Here is a 20411-nt window from a genome sequence, read left to right as displayed (position 1 = left end):
ATTATACCATACCTGAACTCCCTTATTTTTGTCCTTTTCCTTAACAAATTTGTCCAATCAAAAAAAAGCCGCCCGCAGGCAGCCTCTTTCATCTTCTCATCATCTCACCGCAGGTAGTGGCGTACTTTAAGCGCTGCACCGCATTCTTCTGCGATCCGAAGACAGGCGGCCTGCCCCTCCGGGCTCATGGTGTCGATGATGGTCATATAGACCTTTGCAAAACGCGCGGCGTTTTCCGCGAAGCGGAGCATGTGCTCAAAGGCGTGCTCTGCCTGGGGGCGGCACAGGGCCTCGTATTCCTCTGCATCTGGCGCGTTCAGGCTCACGGACACCACATCCACCAGGCCGGCCAGCCAGGGGGTGACATCCTCACCGTACAGGGTGTCGGCCAGGCCGTTGGTGTTCAGCCGGACTGCCACGCCGTATTCCTGCTTCAGCACCCGCGCGATCTCCAGAATATCCTTCAGGCGGCAGGTCGGCTCGCCGTAGCCGCAAAAGACGATTTCGTCATACTTCGCCATATCCCTCGCCCGGATATCGTTTAAAATCTCCTCCACTGCCGGCTCCCGCTCAAGCCACAGCTCGTCCATACGGCTGGCCTCCTCCTCCCGGTTAAACCGGTGGCAAAACACGCAGCGGTTATTGCAGCGGTTGGTGGCATTGACGTACAGTGCATTTTTATCTTTATAGGCCGTACTCTCTGTTTCATAGGTAATGACCATGTAAGCTTCACTCCTGTCTTTGATGTTAAGATTATACCATTTTACAGCTGAGGTTCCTATGATCAATTATGTCAGAATATGGATCATTTTTGACATTTTGGGGCCCTCCCTATAGCATGTACCCTTAATTTTATACACAACGCAAAAATCAACCCGTATCGTGGCGATACGGGTTGACTAAATTGATATAGCGGCTTACTGTTTTCCAAAATCCAGACGGATATCGCCGTTGTTATTGTTGATGACAAAGCGGCTGGTGGCGCTCTGGTTTTCATCCCGGACTACTTCCTCATATTTGGCGCCGTCAACCACCACCTTGCCTAAGCTGGTGCTCAGCTGGTATCCGGCCGTTTCCCGGGAAATACTGGTCTTGATGTTCACATCCCCCAGATGGGCTGTCACGTTGATTTCTCCCTCTATGGCGCCGCTCAGGTTAATCTTGCCATTGTCGTTTTTGAACTGTCCGCCCTTAATGCTTAACCCCTCGCCGACAATATCGCCCAGGTGGTCCTCGGCGGTCAGCATGTTATAGGTGCTGTCCGTCAGGGTGATCTTTCCATTGTCGTTTTTAATGCTTCCCTCATCGGCACGGATATTGGCCGCCTTGATTTTTCCAAGATGGTTCTCCACTGTAAAGCTCTTGGTCTCAACATCGCTCGCGTCCAGATCGCCGTTGTCCAGCTTTATATACACGCTGTCTGCTTTGACGGAGGTCATATTTATACTGCCCAGATGGTTCTGAACCGACAGCGCCTTAAAGGCCCTGGGGCCGTTAAACTGGATCTTGCCATTGTCCACCCTGGCGTCCAGAGACTGGCCCGTTTCCTTTTTATCCAGGTAGACCTTGATCTTTGAGTTGCCGTAAATGTTGCCGACGCCCATAAGAACCATGCGGTTTTCCTCCTGGCTCCTGCTGGTGATGGCAGTGGTGTTCCCGTCCTGATGGATCACAGGCTTTGCCGAGTCCTCATAGTAGACTGCCTCAATGGCGTTTTCATCTGCCAGGATTATTTCCAGGTCTGCCAGTGAAAAATCAATATCAAGGTTCTCTATTTTACCGGGTATCTTCTGGTATTCCAGCCTTTTTTCCTCATACTTCATCACATGGATTCCCCTGCTGTCAATATAGGTGGAGGTCATGCCGCCCAGCAGCATGCCGACCCCGGCGAGCAGAAGTCCGCCGGCTGCCAGAATCCCGCCAATTTTCAAGAGCTTTTTTGATTCAAATTTCATGCATTTTTCCTCCATTCCAAAATCGCTTCGGCCATCCGCTTAAAACCGCTGATCACCCAGGGGATCAGGTGGTACATGCCCACTCCCAGCAATATCCCCAGCCCCAACGCGAGCGCCCCGCCGCCCACGTAAAACAGCGTAGCCGCCGGGCTCTGAAAGATCAAAATCAGCCCGATCACCATCCAGAGGAAACCGCCCAGGATTAGGCTCACCGCTGTCACCACAAAGGCGAACAGGAAGGCGAAAACCACCACCATCAGCACAAATACCAAAGCCGCGGCCACAATGACCAGTGGCAGGGCGATGGGCGCCGCGAAGATGGATAAGATCACAATTAACACCACAGGCATTTTCTTTTTCTCTTGCTCATTTCCCTTCAGGGCGTACTCGCTGCGCAGCTGCGCGGCCAGCTTGGCCGGCGAGCCCAGCTCCCCGATAACCCTGTCCTCATTTTCCGGCCCGGCGTCATCAAAATATTCATTGTAATACACCAGGGCATTTTCCCTTTCATCCCTTGGCAGCTTTCTCAAGTGCTTTTCCAGCGCTGCCATATACTCTTCACGATTCATTCACGCCACCTCCTATCAGAAGCGAATCTATTTTTTCCTTGTAAATATCCCACTCTTCACGGTATTCTGCCAGCTTGGCCCTTCCGCTTTCCGTAATGGCGTAATAACGGCGATTCCGTCCCTGAAAGGGCTTATCGTAGGTGGCCAGGTACTTTTCCTTTTGCAGACGCCTGAGCACCGGGTAAAGGGTGGATTCTGAAATATCCAGCACACTTTTGACCCGCTGTGTCAGACTGTAGCCGTAAGCGTCCTCCTCTGAGAGAACGGCCAGCACACAGGCGTCCAGAAGTGCGGAGCCTAATTGAAAAATCATCCTCGCATCTCCTTTCTTTATATCGTTAATGATATTATACAACGTATAATATCATTTTGTAAAGTATATTATTTAATTTTTAATAAACAAAAAACAAAAGAACCCGTATCGCCGCGATACGGGTTCTTTTTTGGTCTTCCTAAAAAAACTTGACAGCACATTCGCCGGAGATCACTTTTTCCTGAATTTCATGGGTCTTCTCCACTGTGATGTACTGGCAGAGGAGCTTTTTAAAGCCGTAATTTTCCCGGTTGATCAGGATAACCGGGGTGGTCACTTCCTCCAGGGGATAGCCGGGCAGCTCCACAACACGCTGGTTGAGGTCAGGCTGAAAATTGTTGTACCAGCCGTCCCGCCGGTAGATAAAGCAGTCCACATTTTTCTTGACAAGCAGCTCGCTGAAACTGGTATAAGGCGTCTGGACAAACACCACATCCTTTCCCTCACACAGCTTCTGGGAAATGGTGTACTGGTCAATGCTGTTACAATCCACCGCCATGCGCATGCCGTCCTCAATCTCTGTTTTTTGGTCATCCAGAAAGTACAGCATATATGGCTCGGAATAGATACAGCCGGTCAGCTCAATGGCCCTTTCCAGAAAATCATTTTCGCTCAGGTAGCGCTCTGCCGAGCTCTTGGACACAATGATAAAGTCATAGATCATCTCCTTAAGGGCTGCCAGACGCTTTTCGGAGCCTGTGACATAGGCAAAGGAGAAAGGAAAGGGGCTCTTCTCCATCTCCTCACAGATGGCTGTGGTCAGGCTTGAAAAGGAGATGGTCATGGGCACAGGCATGGTGCCGGTCAGCGATCCCCAGTTGGTATAAGGGTAGAGCTTTTCATAGTCAATTCCGGTCACGAAGGTGCCCTTGACACCGTTCTTCTGCGTTTGGATACACGCGTCTTCCTCCAGGGTGGCAATGGCTTTCTGGACAATACCGCGGGACACCTCAAAGCGCTGGGTGTACTCCGCGATGGTCGGCACCCGGTCGCCGGGCTGCATGGTGTAAAAATCCCGCGCGATGTTAATGGTGGCGAGTCCTGTTTTTTTATAAAAGGTTGGCTTCATTGGTTTTTCCTCATGCTTTCAATATCATTTTACAATAGCACGGCATCCCGCTTTTGTCAATCGCCCGCTGCCGCAAGCATGGCGCGGGCCACACCGTACAGGTCGCCCAGCAGCGGATAATCCGCGTTTTTCATGATCTCAGCTTCCCGGTCCTCGTTAACCGCACAGAGGCGCTTAACGCCCTTAATGCCTGATAAAAACTGGACTGAGCCGGATATGCCAAAGCACAGCAGCAGTTCTGCCGAGATGGCGTTGCCGCTGAGACCGATCTGTCTTCTCTGGGGCAGAAAGCCCCGCTCCACCAGCACCCGGGAGCACATCAGATCCGCGTCCAGCTTTTCGGCCAGCTTCTCAAACAGCGCCAGGTCAGCCTTGTCCCTCAGGCCACCGCCCACAGCCACCACCACTGGGCGCCTGCCCTTTTCCCCAGCCGGCGCGGCGCCCTCGTCCTCAATCTGCAGCCGCGGCTGAATATCTCCGGGCAGCTCACAGGGGATGATCTCACAGTCTCCGGCCGCTTTGGGCTGTGCCTTGAACACGCCCTGGCGTGCTGTGGCGATCTGGGGGCGCGCGGTTCTGGTCAGAATACTGGCCATGATTCGGCCGCCGAAGGCCGGACGGGTCTGAACCAGCTGCCCCGCGCTGTTGAGGGAGAGCTCTGTGCAGTCTGCCGTCACTCCTGTCTTAAAGGCTGCCCCAATCATGGGGGCAAGGGAACGCCCTTCAAGCGTTGCGCCGAACAGCAGGATTTCAGGCTCCAGCCGCCGCACACAGTCTGTCACCGCTGCCTTGTGCGCCTCCTGCAGAAACACACCAGCTGCTGGAATCGTATATAGGTAAACCCGGCCCAGGCCGCTGCTTCGCAGCGCTGCTGTAAGCTCCGGCGTCAATCCCCCGCAGATAAGCACACCAGCGGTATCATCTGCCAGCTCTAAGCCCTTTGCCGCCAGCTCCGCGCATACGGGGTGCAGTCCGCCGGGGCTCTCCTGTAAATAGATTAGTGCTGTCCTCACTCATCTGCCTCCTTCACGCTTTTCCACACATCCAGCAAGAGTGCTGCGCTCTGGCTGGATGTCAGCTCCAGAACCGGATTTTTGGCCGTTGTCTCCGGCTGAAACAGGCGCACCACCCGGGTGGGTGAGCCTGAGAGGCCGTAGGTTTCACTGTCCTGCTGTTCCAGATCGCTCAGAGCCAGCCTTTGTACCACCTGCCTGCCTGCTTTCAGCTTAGCCCGCAGCCCTGGGATCCGCGCCTCACAGATAGTAGGGTTGACAGCCAGCACCAGGGGCAGCCCACCGGACACCTGGCAGCTCCTTCCGGTCAGCTCCTGGCAGGCCTCCAGCCGATCCTCTGAAGCGCTCACAATCTCGCGCACCCAGCCAATGACCGGGATATTCAGCTGCTCCGCCAGCGAAAAGGGTACCTGGGCCGTGTCGCCATCGGTGGTCTGCTGCCCGCAGATGATCAGGTCTGCCCCGCCCAGGGCCTTAATCCCCTGGGCCAGCGTCCGGGCTGTCATGAGCACATCAGCTCCCGCAAAGGCGCGGTCACTCATGAGACAGGCGTGATCCGCAGTCATGGCCAGAGCGGTGCGCAGCGCCTGCTCAGCGGACTCTGGCCCCATGGTCAGCGCTGTCACCTCTCCGCCCAGGGCTTCTCTCAGCCGCAGAGCTGTCTCGATGGCCGGCAGGTCGTAGGGATTGATCTTATTCTCGCCAGTCCGCACCAGCACCCCCTTCTCTCTGTCCATGCTGGCCTCTGAGAGGGCTGGAACCTGCTTGATACACACGATTATTTTCATTTAAAAACTCCCTCTGGGTCAAGCGCTTCCTTCACTGTCTTTATCTGTCGCTTTACCGCCTCTGGTACAAAGCGCAGGGCCAGCTCCCGCTTCAGCAGGCCCGCGCCGTTTTCGGTGACAATCTGGCCGCTGTCCGCAGCTGCCCGGGCTGCCCATTCTGCCATCAACGCCTCGCATTCCGCTCTTTCCTCCAGTGTCTCTGGCAGAAAATTGACATGGAAACGGTTCTGTGCGGCCGTGCCGTATATCACAGCATGCCCCCCCCTTTGGGCAATGCCCCCGCGGTACATTTCCAGATACTCCCCTGCCTTTTCGGCCGGCCCTTTCAGGTCCGAGGACAGGCGGGTAAGCCCGGGCACAGCCTGGCTCAGAGAATCGATCTTCCCATTGGCCAGCTCTGGCACCACGTGCCGCAGTTTCCTGAGGCGGTCAATCTCATAGCGCTCGCTGGCCGCCCAGGTCTGTTCCTCACTGCCGCCCAGCCCCTCAAAAATATCCAGCTGCTCAAACAGCGCGCCCTCCAGGACGTCAGGGTCGTCCCCGGCCAGCTCGATATAGACCGCAGCGCAGGCGCCCTGGGGGAACTCCGGAAGCTCCTGCAGCGCCGCAGTGCTCTGACGACCGGCGGAGAGCAGGCTGAGGGCCGCCCTGTCATAGTATTCCATCACTGTCACGCTGCCGCTGTTCTCCGTCTGCGCTACTGCCCGGCAGAGCGCCATAGCCGCCTGATCTGTGCTTAGAAAATACAGCACGCCCCAGGCGCAGTCCGGTTTTTTCGCAAGCTCCAGCTCAAAGGCCAAAGCCATGCCCAGCTGCCCCTCGCTCCCTGCCAGAAAATCGATCAGATCCATCTGTCTGACAGCCACCAGTCCGCCCAGCACGCCGGAGCTTTCAAAGGTCTCACAGCTCAGGCGGCCGCCCTCCGGCAGAGCACAGCCACTGTCATCAAAGATATAGCTGCCGCGGCTGATTTCCCATACCGCGCCTGCGGCTGTGAGCCACCAGAGCTTTCTGACCCAGGGCGCTGTCTTCTGTCCGTCGATTCCCATGGCGTTACAGCCGAACAGTCCGCCCAGCGCTGCGCTCTCCTCGGTGGGATTCGGCGGGAATACCCAAGGCTCTTTCCTTAAAAAGGCATGGAGCTGCTCCAGCGTGACGCCTGCCTCAGCATACAAGGCCGGCCCTTCTCTCAGCTCCAGTCCCTTCAGGCCCTGGCAGTCCACAATCAGTCCGCCCTCTGGCACGGCTCCCCCAGTCAGCCCGGTACGGGCGCCCTGAGGCGTAACGCGCAGCCCGCTCCTCCGGGCATGGTCTACGGCCTCACAGGCTTCCTCGAAGCTTCCGGGAAAGCAGACCGCATCCGCTCTGCCGCGGATGCGGGATTCGTCCCCCAGCCACCGCTCATATTTTTCTGTCATCGCCTCAATTTTCATGTCTCTGCTCCTCTGCCTGCTTTTCCCAGGCCTCTAAAACCTCCAGGGCATCGCCCACAATTCCGTAATTCGCGCCTTTAAAAACCGGCGCGTCAGGGTCATTGTTGACCGCCACCAGTTCTTTTACATTCTCGACCCCTGCCATAAAGGGCGCCGCGCCCGACACGCCCAGTGTGACGCACAGCTCAGCCCTGAGCACATGGCCGGACTGGCCGATAATATCCGCCACGTCGGCCCACCCGTTGATGGCTGCTGCCCGGGTGCAGCCGCAGGCGCCGCCCCAGGCCCGGGCCAGCTGCTTCAGCCGCTCATAGTTTTCTCTGGAGCCAAGTCCCCTGCCGCCCACCAGCACCAGCTTTGCCTCCTCCAGCGGGTTCTTTTCCCTGCTGGCCTTGAGCTTCCGGTCCAGGCAGTAGCCGTAGTGCTTAAGTACAGGGCTCACCTCTGTAATGGCAGCTTGTTCTGTCTCTCCAACAGGGCTCTCCGATACCGGCCCGGCCTTGGAAACCGACAATACAAGCGGCCGCCCCTGAGGCCGGCAAACTGCGTCGGCGTGGGAATTGTAAACCTGGCGCCGGACCCAGAACCCATCCTCGTCCTCGCCCACGGCCCGGCAGCCGGTCAGGCAAGCACCACCGATCCTGAGAGACAACCGTACTGCCAACGCCCCAGCTTCCCCGGTAAAGAAAAGGAGCTCAGGCTTTCGCTCCTGGTACAGGGCTTCCAGACTGTCCAACAGATTTTCGGGCAGAGCCTCGCCGCCCACCGGGCAACGCACCATGCGGTTGATACCCGTCGCACAGCAGGCCGTCTCTGCCACGTCCTCTGTCCCATCGCCCAGATACCAGGCCTCTCTCTGAACGCCTTTTGCCACAAAACCGCTGATAAAAGCATTTATGCGTCCGGCTGTTTTCAGGATATCATCTTCTCTTGTAAAAACACAGACTACTTTCATGATATCATCCCCTCAATCCATTTTTCATACACCACGCCGGCCTTTGCAGCGCCGCTCTCTCCCTCGATCATGACACATTCCTCCACACTGCTCTCGCGGCTGAAATCAGGCAGAATTGTGTCTTCTGTCTTCAAGGCAGGCCACTCCTCGATATCCCGCTTGGACGCGGCCATTTTCTCCCGCAGCGTCGCCACCCTCAGGTAAGCGTACTCTGCGTCACCCACCGAAGCTGCTACCGGACATTTGAGCTTGAGGGCTTCCAGCCCTTCCGGGGTCTCATGTTCGAGCATAAGCTGTCCGCTTTCAAGCAATGCCGCTACGGTGTCTTCGACAAAGGGAAGCCCCAGCAGCTCAGCCGACAGCGGCGGCACCATGCCGCTGTCGGCCATACCGGCCTGTTTGCCGAAAAGCACCAGGTCGAAATTTCCGCTTTTTATAAAATCAGCCAGCAGTGCCGCCACAGTCTCAGGGCAGAATTCTCTGTGCTCAAGCGGAATATTAACCACCCTGTCATAGCCCACAGCGTACAGGCCCTTCATCAGGCTTGCCAGACCCCCGCCAACGGTCACGGCAGTGCACTCCGCACCGGTATCTGCCGCCATCTCTTTCAGCCGCAGGGCCATTTCCAGTGCCGTCTCATCAAAGCAATTGATCATCTTCTTTACATAGCTGGTGTCCAGTCCTCTGGAAATATCCTTCCAGTCCGACTCCAGAACCTGATCGAGGTCTGGTACAATTTTAAAGCATACGCAAATTTTCATTTTGTCCCCTTTGGTGTTGTCATTATTCCTGCTTTCAGGCTCCTGCCCTAAAACCAGATCAAACCGCACCCTCTCTCCGGGTCTTTCTGGCCATCTGTTGGAGGAGGGTGCAGTTCTGAATGCATTCTATTTAATTATAACAAATTCCGGCTCAGTTTTCCTCTACTAAAAGCACGCCTTTATTTAAAATATGGTTGGGGTCCATGGCTTCCTTGAGCCGGTACATGAGCTGATAGGATGAGCCGTGCTCCTGAGGCATAAACTGGGTGCGGTACTTGCCGGAGCCATGATGGTGGGCAATGCTGCCGCCGCGCTTCAGGGTTTCCTCCAGAATGATGCGGATCAGGTTCATATAATCCTTTTCCACACTCTCCGCCCCGCCTTCCGCGGTAAAGGCGAACTGGAAGTAGATATTGGTGCCCTGCATGTAGCTGTGGGAAGAATGGCCTCCCAGGAAAACCACATTTTCCATTTCCCGCGGCAGGCGTTCAAGCACTGCGTCGTAGATGTTGCCAATCTCCGACCAGTTGCCGGAAATTTCACAGGTATCGGCCACAACACCCATGTCGTAGTATTTTGGCTTATCCATATCGTCGCAGACATCATTGCGGTGTACGAGCCAGTTTTCCACAGGCTTGGTGCCCATATCCACAGGACTATATTTTGCAGCCAGAGCCTCAATGCCCTCGCCGGTAGCCTTGGTGACGCCCGCCGGGCCCTCAGCCAGCAGGAGCAGCATGCAGTGTCCCTCAGGCGCCACGCCGCCCATCTGGTCAGCGACCTCCAGCGGGTCGTGCAGTCTGACAACAGCAGGCTTATAGCCAGCCACCATAATATCGCGGATCAGGGCCAGGCCGTTTTTCATGCCCTTGACGCCATAAGCCTTCATCCAGCGGTTTTCAGGCATATATTTGAAGATTTTAACAGAAGCCTCGGTAATAAAGCCCAGAAGCCCCTCGCTGCCGATAAACAGGTGGCGCAGATCCGGCCCGACTGAACGTCTCGGCACATTTTTAATCCGGACCACACTGCCGTCGGCCAGCACAGCCTCCAGGCCCACAACCAGATCCTCAATGCCGCCATAAAGTGTGGAAAACTGGCCGATGCTGCGCGTTGCCAGCAGGCCGCCCACCTGTGCCAGAGGCAGGGACTGCGGGAAATGCCCGGTGGTGTAGCCCATCTTATTCAGGTAGCCCTCAAGGTACTCCAGAGGCGTGCCGCATTTGGCAGTCACGTACATGTCTTTCTCATTGACCTCGATGATCTCATTCATGTCTGAGCCGTCCAGGATCACGCCGTCCTGCTGAGGCTCGATGCCGCGGGTAACGCTTGAGCCGCCGGTTCTCGGCACCACGTCGATTTTTTTATCGTTCAGGTACTTCAGCACCTCGGCGGTCTGTTCGGTGCTCTGGGGGCGGACCACGCAGGCCGCGCGGGGCACCCAGTATTTTTTATCGTCGCGTTCATAGCGGCGGTAGCCGATATAATCCTTAGCGGCGTCCAGAACAGCCTGCTCGCTGTCTGAGACTCTGTCCTCTCCCACAATTTTTCCCAGTTCCTGTACAAGTGCTTCTTTATTCATAATTTAACCTCTCTCCTTCATTGATCGGGAGGCGACGATATCGACCCCTGTCCCGCAGATATTTTGTTCGATAACCTGCCCGCAGGCCACCGGCGCTTTAAGCGTCCGGCTGTAAAGCACCTTCAGGCAGTCCTCCATTTTATCCCTTGGCAGCTCGCGGTCACTGATGACCGGCAGTCGCCTGTGCGTGCCGCCTTCGATGTTCACTGTTGTGGTCAGCATCCGCTCTGGACTTTTATATTCCTTTTCACCGTGGGCAACGCCCAGCTTACAGCCCGCGCCCTCCACGGTCAGTCTCCCATGATCATCGGTGACCTCCAGACGGCAGCTGTTCGGACATACAATACAAATGTATTCTTTTTTAACCATGCTCACGCCTCCTTTACATCAACCACCAGCGGCTCGTCGTGTTTTGGCGTCACTGTGCAGGCCACCATCTCCGGCGGCGCTACGGTTTTCAGTTTTTTGGATACCAGTGTCTCACCGCCGTTTTCGCAGGTGAGCCGCACGCTTTTTTCTGGCTTTTTCACCCGCATAAACAGGGTGGTTTCATCCCGGCTGCCCACACGCATGCGCTGGGGCACAATGAAATTCACATTCTCTCCCGGAACGGTTTCCACCACCTCAGCCTCAGTGTCCAGAGTGCCATTCAGGTAAGCGGCCGCTCCCCTCGCAGCGATCTCTCCAGATTCGGATACATAATCTACCAGATCAAAGACCACAGCCACGTTGCCCGCCGCAAAAATGCCGGGGACACTGGTCATAAAGTGGTTGTCCAACACCGGGCCCCGCGTCCTGGGGTCCATCTCGATGCCGGCTTTAACGGACAGCTCGTTTTCCGGAATCAGGCCAACGGCCAACACCAGCAGGTCACAGGATATGGTTTCCTCTGTCCCGGGGATCACTTTCCGGTTCTCGTCCACCTTTGCCACAGTCACGCCCTCAAGGCGGTCCTTTCCATGAATCCAGGTGACCGTTGTGGCAAGATGCAGCGGGATGTCATAGTCGTCCAGGCACTGGACGATGTTCCGGGTCAGCCCGCCCGGCTCCTGCATTACCTCGTAAACGCCCTTGACCTTGATATGCTCAAGGGTCATGCGTCTTGCCATGATCAGTCCGATGTCGCCGGAGCCCAGGATAACGGCCTCTTTGCCCGGCAGGTAACCCTCCATGTTAATGTAGCGCTGAACTGAACCGGCGGTCATGACGCCGGCTGGCCGGTAGCCGTAAAGCAGTACCTGGCTGGCTGTCCGTTCCCGGCAGCCCATGGCGAGGATCACAGCGCCGCAGCGGATTTTCATCATACCGTCCCGGTTGTTACAGGCGTAAACCACCTTGTCCTTTGTGATTTCCAGCACCATGGTATCCAGAAACACCTCAATATCGCTGGCCTCCACCTCGTCAATAAAGCGCTGGGCGTAATCGGTGCCGGACAGGCGTTTCTTAAACCGGTGCAGGCCAAAGCCATCGTGGATACACTGCTGGAGGATGCCCCCCTGCTCAATATCCCGCTCGATGATCATGACCTTTCCGGCACCCTGCCGCCTGGCCTCCAGTGCCGCCGCCATACCTGCGGGGCCGCCGCCGATAACGGCAATATCTGTTTTTATCTCTTTCATAACGCTTCACCCTCTTTCTGCGCGGCGGGACGGCTTGTGTCAACGAGAATATTGGTCCCCTCGTTTCTTAAATTGATCTGGATCCATTCCCGACCCAGCTCTCTGGCTAAAATTTCCAATACCCTTGGCTGGCAGAAGCCACCCTGGCAGCGGCCCATTCCCGCTCGGGTCCTGCGCTTGATAGCGTCAATGGACTGGGGAATGACCGGTGAGTGGATGGCGTCCAGAATCTCGCCCTCGGTAATGGATTCACAGCGGCAGATAATCCGGCCATAGCGCGGGTCCTGACGGATCAGGGCATCCTGTTCCTCACGGCTCAGATGGCGGAAGTTCCGGCGCTTTTTATGGCTGGGGTTATACCTTTGGTTTTTTTGCGCCGGGCTTCCGCAGGCGGCCATATCCTCAAGGAGGATGTTTTCCACCAGCTCCGCAATGGCCGGAGCCGAGGCCAGCCCTGGTGACTGGATGGCCCCCACGTTGATAAAGCCGTGGGTCACATCGGACATTTCAATGACGAAATCTTCCTTATAATCCGCCGGACGGGTGCCCGCGAATATCCGGATAATATCACCGTAGCCGGTGCGCTCGTTCTGGTTGATGCCCATGGCGTAGCGCAGATCCGCTTCAGTGGTGGCGTTATCCTCCTTGTCCGGGGTCTCGGTGGCCGAGGGCCCCAGCAGGATATTCCACTCCGGTGTCCGGCACATGCCGCCGCCCTTGGATTCCGCGTTCTTCTTGCGGTGGATGCGCTCCAGGGTCGTAATCTCTGTGATCACGTCAAACTCGGGCGCCTTGTTTTTATCCAGAATGGCGATGGTGCCCTTTCTGGGGTGGATGGTATAGGATTTATCCCCGGCCATGGCAGACATCTCATCCGCATAGACCCCGGCACAGTTGATCACGTAACGCGCACGGATGATGCCTCTGGAGCTCACCACCCCTCTAGTCTCGCCGTTTTCGGTAAGAATATCGGCCACGGTACAGTTAAAGAGGAACCGCACGCCGTTGTCCGCAGCGTTTTCGGCCAGGGCGACCGCCACCTCATAGGGCTCCACCAGCCCCATACTCGGCAGCCAGAGCGCCTCAAGGGGCTCGGTCACACCGGCGTCCGCCAGCCTAGGCTCTATTTCGAGAGCACGGGCGCCGTCTACCAGCTCCACACCGTCTACGCCATTGAGCACCGCCACATCGTAGGCAGCCTTCAACGCCGGTCTCAGCACTTCCTCTGTAATAACCCCCATGGAGCCGCAGCGCTGGAGCTCAAAGCCCAGCTCCTCTGCCCACCTGGTGTACATCCGGTTTCCCTTCACATTCAGCCTGGCTTTTAAGCTGCCCGGTTTAGCCGCATGCCCGGGGTGGATATTGCCGTTATTGGCCTTGGTCGCGCCCGTAGCCACGTCATCAGACATTTCGGCCACCAGTATACTCAGCTGGTACTTGGAAAGCTCCCTGGCAATGCCGCAGCCACTGATGCCCGCGCCGATGATCAGCACATCCACGTCGTCAATAACGCCGATGGCTTCTCCCTGCTCGCGATAGGCGGTATAGTCCTTTTTCGGGACCTCCATGCCCTTAACGCTCAGCTCGTTGACCACATTCCGAACACCCTCCTGCTTTGCGATCAGATGCCCGATGTCCACCACCTGGTCCCAGGTGTCACACTCGCCGGTGACGGTGACGATTTTACGCGCGTCCACCGACAGGGACACTGGGATATCCGGAAAGGCTTTTTTCACTTCTTGTTCGATTGTCTCCTGCATTTTGTCTTCCTTTCAGCTGCGACCGGTCAGCAGTTCCAGTTCAAGGTCCGTTCCACAACCTTTTTCCAGTTCTGATAGGTCTCTTTCAGCTTTTCACTGTTTTCACCAGGTACGACGACCTGTTCAATTTCCAAATATTTTTCCACGTCGGCTGGCTTCATCCACCCCAGCTGGATGGCTGCGACTTCAGCTGCTCCCAGAGCGGTGGCTTCCACCGATTTGGGCCTTATAACCTTAGCCCCTGTAACGTCCGCCATGGTCTGGAGCACAGAGCGGCTCTTGGTCACACCGCCGGACACCTTAATCTCGTCAATACCTGCGCCCACCTTGGCTGCCTCCTCCATAAACAGCACCCCTGCAAAGGCGATGCCCTCCAGCATGGCCCGCACAAAATGCTGTCTGTCAGCGCCGGGCCCAATGCCCATAAAGGCGCCCTTGGCAGTCTCGTCATTGTAGGGCGCAAAGGCCATACCGGCCAGAGCGGGGATGAAATAAACACCGTTGCTGTCCTCCACCGACTCGGCCAGAGCGTCCATCTCTGAAAAATCATCAAAGAATTTCAGCTTGTTCTTTGCCCATTCCAGGCAGGTTCCCGCTGTTGAGGACTGCCCCTCCAGCAGATAAAGCCGCTCGCCGCCGATATTCCAGCTGATCATGCTGTTCAGCCCCGGCACAGCCTTAATCTCGCTGCCCACGTTGATGTCCACAAAGGTTCCGGTACCCATGGTGCACTTGATGGTGTTAGGACTCAGGCACCCCTGGCTGAACATGGCAGACTGCTGGTCGGCAAAGGCCCCGCAGATGGGGATTTCCACTCCCAGTATATCTGCGCTCATATTGCCAAAGAACCCTGTCTCCTCACATACCTCCGGCAGCATCTCCTCACGAAAGCCAAAATAGCCGACAAAGGGCAGATTGTAGCAACAGCGCTCATTATCGTAGATCATGCCGGCGCTGGTCATGCTGCCCGTGGTGGCATGAACTGCCCCGTTTGTGAGCTTCCAGATGAGCCAGGTATCCATGTTGCCGAACAGGGTCGTCTCCTTTTCCATCTCCTCAGCAAATTCCGGCGAGTCGTCACAGATTTTATCCAGAACCAGCGGCACGTAAAAGCCCGGCAGTGCCTCAGCCAGCCCGGGGAAACTTCCGCTGAAAACCGGGTCGTCCATATATTTCTGTTTCTGGTGCCGCCCCCGGTTATCAAACCACAGCACCACGTTGTGCAGCGGCTCCCCTGTCTCTTTGTTCCACATGGTCCAGGAGGCACGCTGAGTCGTAATACCCACACCGGCAATGTCCTCAGCCGCAACGCCGCATTTTTCCACCACTGCCCGGCAGGCCTTCACTGTCTTGTCGTAAATCTCATTGGCGTCTACCTCAGCCTCATCCGGCCCGGGATAGAGCAGCTCCAACGCTTCATAGACAAAATCCAGCATGCGCATATCGCGGTCGTAAATCAGCGCGCGAACCCCAGTTGTCCCCTCATCAATTACCAAAATATAATTTTTCATATTTTCCCCCAAGTTTATTTCGTTCATTTTTTCTCCAAATCTCCATAAATCAACGATATTCAATTGTACATTTTTTTGTATATTTGACGAACCCTCCCCTCTTCTCCGCAATTTTACGCCATACCCCTTATGTCAGTCCAGCGGAGTTAATGTATATTTTTTTGTACTCTTGATGGTTTTAAGTATAGACCCGTTTTTTACGGTTGTCAATCTTTTTTTATTCCAAAATTTTGTCGTTCACTGAAAACGCTTGATTTCACGCCGTTTTTTCCTCCAGATTTTTTCCTGAATTTTTCCCTTTTGCTCAAAAAATCTCTGGCGCGCCGGTCTCCATCCAAAATCAACCCGTATCGTCACGATACGGGTTGGTCCGTTCTCTGTATTTCATTTTCGTTCTGCCAACGGTGAAAATCCTCCAGGCGTTCCCTCAGCCACTGTTCGTTGTCCCCATAGTTCCGCATTGGGCCGCCCATTCCACGTCCCGATGAGTCCGCTTTTGCCAGCAGCAGCAAATCCTCCGGGCATAATGACTTTTTAAACAGCCGTCGGGTGGCCTTTTCCGATGAGTTTTGCAGGTACAGGCCGTTTGGGCGCATATGGTACTCCACATGGTTTAACACCAGACGGCGAGTCTCCTGGTCGACGCCAAAACGTTCCATAAAGCTCTGTGCCAAAGGCACTCCGCTTTTTTCATGACCGTAAGACACAATCTTTCCATCCTTTTTCGCTGTGCAGACCGCTTTTCCATAATCGTGGCAGAGCGCTGCCAGCATAAAAGCAAAGGGGCTCCACGCCTGCGTCCGAAGCCTGGCTGCCTGGTTCATTACCAGAATGGTATGAGTAAAGGCGTCTCCCTCAGGGTGGTATTTGGGATTCTGTGCGATGCCCCGCAGGGCCAGCAGCTCCCTGAAATCCTCACCATCAAACTCAATTTCCCTAAAATCCTCAGTGGACAGAAGCAATGTTTTCAGCCTTTCGAGCATGGGGTTCATCTCCTTTCCTAAATGATCTCCTGACAAATATTTTATAATTAAATATACCCTGAAAATATTAAAAAATCTTAACTTTTTTATTCAGCCTTTACCGCCTCTCCCCGGCGCAGAAAACGCAGTGTCGGAAGCACCAGAGGAATGGCAATCGCAAAGGTCAGAACATCGGCAATGGGCTGGCATATCTGAACGCCCAGCAGTCCGAACGCCATTGGCAGAAGCAGGATCAGCGGCAGAAAAAACACCCCCTGGCGCGCCACTGAGAGGATACTGGCCTGGGTCACCTTCCCAATGTTCTGAAGCAGCATGTTGCACAGCGTCACCCAGCCCAGGAGCGGAAAGGTAATACACTGCAGGCGCAGAGCCTCTGCGCCAATGGCAATGACCTGGGCGTCATCCGCCCTGAACAGTGAAATGAGGCCCGGGGCAAAAATTTCTCCAAGGCTGGAGAGTACCACCAGCACCACCGAGGCCACCACCACACAGAACCAGAAGCCCCGGCGCACGCGGTCATAACGCCTGGCCCCATAGTTAAAGCCGCACACAGGCTGAAAGCCCTGCCCAAAGCCCAGCACTGCCGAGGCAGCAAACTGGGTCAGCCGCGTGACAATGGACATGGCCGCAATGGCCGCGTCGCCAAAGGGGCCGGCAGCGGTGTTCAGACAGATAGTCGCCACACTGGCGAGCCCCTGCCGGCACAGGCTTGGTAGGCCACCGTTTACGATGGCGCGGTACCGGGCAAGGCTTGGCGAAAAATGCCGGAAGCGGATAGGAAGATTGCCCGCCGCTCGGTTACATCCCAAAAGAAGAAGCGAGAAGCTCACGAGCTGGCTGAGAATGGTTGCCAGGGCCGCCCCGCTGATACCAAGCCCAAAGCCAAAGATAAACAGCGGGTCCAGCGCAATGTTCAGAAGCCCGCCGCTGACCAGACCAATCATGGCATAAAAGGCGTTGCCCTGAAGCCTGAGCTGATTGTTAAGCACCAGCGCCGCAGTCATGTAGGGTGCCCCAATCAGGATCAGGTGCATATAATCCTGGGCGTAGGGCATAATGGTCTCTGTGGCTCCCAACAGCCTGCAGAATGGCTCAGAAAAGCAGAAGCCCAGAAGCATGACCGCCGCCCCTGTCAAAAGCGCACTGAAAAAACCCGTCGCCGCCATGCGCGAGGCCTCCTCTACCTCCTGGGCCCCCAGCTTCCTGGAAATATAGTTGCCGGAGCCCTGTCCGAAGAAAAAACCAATGGCCTGGATAATGGCCATCAGTGAAAACACGATGCCCACAGCCGCTGTAGCACTGGTGCCAATGCGCCCCACAAAAAAGGTATCGGCCATATTATAAATCGACGTGATCAGCATACTGATAATGGTGGGAACTGCCATCCGGCAGATCAGCGGCTCCACAGGCGTCTCTGTCATCTTTTTAAATTTCTGCTGCTGTGCGTTGTCCTCTTCCACGTTTTTCATCTCCCTGTTTTTTCTTCCCCTATTATACCATTTTCCAAAACGCTTTGCCTAAATTAAAAACCTGCCGTTCCTATAAACAGCAGGTCTATTGGTTTATCCGATTTTTTGAAGAAGCGCGTCCACGTACGCCTCTGGTGACTCGCTCTCCATAATCCCGGACATCACGCAGGCTCCGGCAGCGCCTGCCTCCCGTACGCTCTGGATATTTGCCGCCGAAATGCCGCCGATGGCATAAACCGGAACGGGCGCCTCACCACAGATTTCGGATAAAAAGCTCAGCCCTCTGGGCGCCAGGCCCTTTTTACAGTCCGTGGCAAACACATGGCCGGCACTCAGATAATCCGCGCCCAGGCGCAGCGCAATCCTGGCCTGCTCCAGGGAGTGGACGGACACGCCGATGGTCTTAAAATCCTGCCGGAGGCTGGGCTGCGCCTCCAAAACCGGCAGGGGAAGATGGATTTCGGCGTGGTTCAGCTCCCTGGCCACTGCCGCGAAGCTGTGGAGAAAAAGCTCAGCGCCGCAGTCTTTGCAGTCTCTCAGGAATGCCACAGCCAGCCCTTTGTAGGCTTCTGGCGTCAGGTCCTTTTCTCTCAGTATAACCTTGCTCACCCCCGATGCCGCAATCCGCGCCACCTGAGCGGCAAACGCACGGCCAGCCGGGCAGCAGCTCCGGTTTGTCACAGCGACAATCTCAAACATAGATATACTCGCTCATGACCGGCTGAAGGTTTTCAGACAGAATCATGCTGTAAATCTCCTCCACAGTCCGGCCGTCGTCGATTTCGAACTGTTCGTCGCCCCGGGCCTCGCCAGAGTGGCCGCCAATACCCACATCGACCCCTGCGGAGATTTTGGTCGCGGCGATTTTGATAATGTTATCCCGGAACCGGGCGCACTCTCGGCTGGAGATGGTAATACTGGCAAAGGGCATGAACAGGCGGTAGGCGGTAATGATCTGCAGAAGCTGGGGCTCATGCACATCCTTTGGGTTAATCTTGTCATTGTTAATGATGGGGCGGAGCCGCGGACAGGAAAAAGCAATCTCCGCATGGGGGTATCTGCGCTGGAGCAGATAGGCGTGCATACCGGTGGCAAAGGCGTCCTTCCGAAAGTCGTCAAGCCCCAGAAGGGCAGCGAATCCCACGCCGCGGATACCGCCGCGGACAGCCCGTTCCTGAGTGTTGAACCGGTAAGGAAAAATCCGTTTTGGGCCCGCCAGGTGCAGTGTCTCGTATTTATCACTGTTGTAGGTTTCCTGAAAGACGGTGACAAAATCTGCCCCGCAGTCGTGCAGATACCTGTAATCCTCTGTGTTCATTGGGTAAACCTCCAAACCTACCACCTTAAAATATTTTCGCGCGATCCTGCAGGCCTCTCCAATGTATTCCACATTGGACATCTTTGGGCTCTCACCGGTCAACAGCAGGATTTCCTCCAGTCCGGTAGCTGCAATGGTCTGCATCTCCCGCTCGATCTCTTCTGGGTTCAACCGGGCGCGGTGTATCTTATTATGGCAGTTAAAGCCGCAATAAATGCAGTAGTTCTCGCAGTAATTCGCAATGTAAAGCGGTGTGAACAGATTGATGGAATTGCCGAAGTGCCTGCGGGTCTCAAGCTGTGCCCGCTGCGCCATTTCCTCCAAATAAGGCATGGCCGCCGGTGACAGCAGCGCCGCAAAATCCTCTGGTTTCAGCGTGGCCTTCTGCAGCGCCCGGCGGACATCCTCCCCGGTGAAGGCCTCATAATCAAAGGCGTCCACTGCGGCTAGCACCTGGTCCATGAGCTCAGAGCCAATATCCTCCATGCCAGGCAGGCAGGTCATATGGTCGATTCGTTCCTTCATCTTGCCCTCCTATTCCTGTAAAAATCCGGTCAGGGGTGATGAGGCAGCACTGCCGGTTTCCAATACCCGTCCCATGCCGGAAAGGTAAGCGGCGCGGCCGGCTTCTATGGCCTTTTTAAAGGCCTCTGCCATGGCCGGAATATCGCCCGCGGTGGCGATGGCTGTGTTGGCCATGACGGCGGCTGCGCCCATCTCCATGGCCTCGCAGGCCTGTGAGGGCCTGCCAATGCCTGCGTCCACGATAACGGGCAGGTCGATTTCGTCGATGAGAATCTGAATAAACTCGCGGGTACAGATGCCCTTATTGGAGCCGATGGGCGAACCCAGGGGCATGACGGCAGCGGCTCCGGCGTTCTGCATATCCCGGGCGGCGTTGAGGTCTGGATACATGTAGGGCATAACTACAAAGCCTTCCTTTGCCAGGACCTCTGTGGCACAGGCGGTTTCATAATTATCTGGCAGCAGATACCGGGTGTCATGGATAACTTCAATTTTTACAAAATCCCCGCAGCCCATCTCCCGCGCCAGCCGGGCGATCCGCACCGCCTCTCCGGCGTTTCTCGCCCCTGAGGTGTTGGGCAGCAGGGTTACCCCTTTCGGAATATAATCGAGGATATTGTCGGTTCCGCCTGTATTGGCCCGGCGCAGCGCCAGAGTGATGATCTCCGCCCCGGCTTTCTCCACCGCGGCGCTTACAAGCTCCAGGGAGTATTTTCCCGAGCCCAGAATAAAACGGGATGAAAAGGCGTGTCCGCCAATCATAAGCTGGTCTTTGTTTTCCATGTTGT

20 protein-coding genes are annotated in these 20411 nt (G+C 55.9%); all 20 read right to left on the bottom strand.

Annotated features, from left to right (window positions below):
* Window positions 1-104: 104 nt before the first annotated feature.
* A complete protein-coding gene (locus CPZ25_RS17165) occupies window positions 105-722 on the bottom strand; it encodes a TatD family nuclease-associated radical SAM protein (protein ID WP_096920078.1) in 618 nt (205 codons plus the stop codon).
* 195 nt (window positions 723-917) lie between these two features.
* Window positions 918-1955: a DUF4097 family beta strand repeat-containing protein gene (locus tag CPZ25_RS17160; protein ID WP_167495263.1), complete on the bottom strand. Its 1038-nt coding sequence runs from the start codon at window positions 1953-1955 to the stop codon at window positions 918-920.
* On the bottom strand, window positions 1952-2524 hold the full coding sequence (locus CPZ25_RS17155) for a DUF1700 domain-containing protein (RefSeq protein WP_058695669.1): 573 nt from the start codon (window positions 2522-2524) through the stop codon (window positions 1952-1954). Before CPZ25_RS17155 ends, CPZ25_RS17160 begins: the two co-directional genes overlap by 4 nt.
* A complete protein-coding gene (locus CPZ25_RS17150; RefSeq protein WP_058695670.1) occupies window positions 2514-2837 on the bottom strand; it encodes a PadR family transcriptional regulator in 324 nt (107 codons plus the stop codon). The genes CPZ25_RS17155 and CPZ25_RS17150 overlap by 11 nt, the downstream gene beginning before the upstream one ends.
* A gap of 139 nt (window positions 2838-2976) precedes the next feature.
* Entirely contained in the window at window positions 2977-3906 is a 930-nt protein-coding gene (locus tag CPZ25_RS17145; RefSeq protein ID WP_058695671.1) for a YhfZ family protein, read from the bottom strand.
* A 56-nt stretch (window positions 3907-3962) separates the two neighbouring features.
* Complete coding sequence (locus tag CPZ25_RS17140; protein WP_096920080.1) at window positions 3963-4919, bottom strand: electron transfer flavoprotein subunit alpha/FixB family protein; 957 nt, start codon at window positions 4917-4919, stop codon at window positions 3963-3965.
* A complete protein-coding gene (locus CPZ25_RS17135) occupies window positions 4916-5707 on the bottom strand; it encodes an electron transfer flavoprotein subunit beta/FixA family protein (protein ID WP_096920081.1) in 792 nt (263 codons plus the stop codon). Before CPZ25_RS17135 ends, CPZ25_RS17140 begins: the two co-directional genes overlap by 4 nt.
* A complete protein-coding gene (locus CPZ25_RS17130; RefSeq protein WP_096920082.1) occupies window positions 5704-7140 on the bottom strand; it encodes an FAD-binding oxidoreductase in 1437 nt (478 codons plus the stop codon). Before CPZ25_RS17130 ends, CPZ25_RS17135 begins: the two co-directional genes overlap by 4 nt.
* Window positions 7130-8095 carry an electron transfer flavoprotein subunit alpha/FixB family protein gene (locus CPZ25_RS17125; RefSeq protein ID WP_096920083.1) on the bottom strand — a complete coding sequence of 322 codons (966 nt, stop codon included), beginning with the start codon at window positions 8093-8095 and terminating at the stop codon, window positions 7130-7132. The genes CPZ25_RS17130 and CPZ25_RS17125 overlap by 11 nt, the downstream gene beginning before the upstream one ends.
* Entirely contained in the window at window positions 8092-8856 is a 765-nt protein-coding gene (locus CPZ25_RS17120; RefSeq protein WP_133067086.1) for an electron transfer flavoprotein subunit beta/FixA family protein, read from the bottom strand. The genes CPZ25_RS17125 and CPZ25_RS17120 overlap by 4 nt, the downstream gene beginning before the upstream one ends.
* A 151-nt stretch (window positions 8857-9007) precedes the next feature.
* Window positions 9008-10438, bottom strand: coding sequence for an FAD-binding oxidoreductase (locus CPZ25_RS17115; protein WP_096920085.1), 1431 nt, complete (start codon window positions 10436-10438; stop codon window positions 9008-9010).
* Window positions 10439-10441: 3 nt separating this feature from the next.
* A complete protein-coding gene (locus tag CPZ25_RS17110; RefSeq protein WP_038352176.1) occupies window positions 10442-10807 on the bottom strand; it encodes a DUF1667 domain-containing protein in 366 nt (121 codons plus the stop codon).
* Between the two features lie 2 nt (window positions 10808-10809).
* Complete coding sequence (locus CPZ25_RS17105) at window positions 10810-12057, bottom strand: NAD(P)/FAD-dependent oxidoreductase (RefSeq protein ID WP_096920086.1); 1248 nt, start codon at window positions 12055-12057, stop codon at window positions 10810-10812.
* Window positions 12054-13817 (bottom strand): FAD-dependent oxidoreductase, encoded by a 1764-nt coding sequence (locus CPZ25_RS17100; RefSeq protein WP_096920087.1) that lies wholly within the window; start codon window positions 13815-13817, stop codon window positions 12054-12056. Before CPZ25_RS17100 ends, CPZ25_RS17105 begins: the two co-directional genes overlap by 4 nt.
* A gap of 26 nt (window positions 13818-13843) precedes the next feature.
* On the bottom strand, window positions 13844-15355 hold the full coding sequence (locus tag CPZ25_RS17095; protein WP_058695680.1) for an FGGY family carbohydrate kinase: 1512 nt from the start codon (window positions 15353-15355) through the stop codon (window positions 13844-13846).
* Window positions 15356-15681: 326 nt separating this feature from the next.
* Window positions 15682-16311 carry an HD domain-containing protein gene (locus tag CPZ25_RS17090; RefSeq protein WP_058695681.1) on the bottom strand — a complete coding sequence of 210 codons (630 nt, stop codon included), beginning with the start codon at window positions 16309-16311 and terminating at the stop codon, window positions 15682-15684.
* Window positions 16312-16397: 86 nt separating this feature from the next.
* The gene (locus CPZ25_RS17085) at window positions 16398-17780 is read right to left on the bottom strand and encodes an MATE family efflux transporter (protein ID WP_058695682.1); all 1383 of its coding nucleotides are present in this window, start codon (window positions 17778-17780) and stop codon (window positions 16398-16400) included.
* 93 nt (window positions 17781-17873) lie between these two features.
* Window positions 17874-18479, bottom strand: coding sequence for a thiamine phosphate synthase (locus tag CPZ25_RS17080; protein ID WP_096920088.1), 606 nt, complete (start codon window positions 18477-18479; stop codon window positions 17874-17876).
* Window positions 18472-19623, bottom strand: a complete 1152-nt coding sequence (thiH, locus tag CPZ25_RS17075) for a 2-iminoacetate synthase ThiH (RefSeq protein ID WP_058695684.1) — start codon at window positions 19621-19623, stop codon at window positions 18472-18474. The genes CPZ25_RS17080 and thiH overlap by 8 nt, the downstream gene beginning before the upstream one ends.
* A 9-nt stretch (window positions 19624-19632) precedes the next feature.
* Entirely contained in the window at window positions 19633-20406 is a 774-nt protein-coding gene (locus CPZ25_RS17070; RefSeq protein WP_096920089.1) for a thiazole synthase, read from the bottom strand.
* Window positions 20407-20411: the final 5 nt, after the last annotated feature.

This window comes from Eubacterium maltosivorans (assembly GCF_002441855.2).
Classification (GTDB): Bacteria; Bacillota; Clostridia; order Eubacteriales; family Eubacteriaceae; genus Eubacterium; species Eubacterium maltosivorans.
Note: the sequence above shows the minus strand (reverse complement) of the source record. Positions and strands in the feature narration are given on the sequence as shown.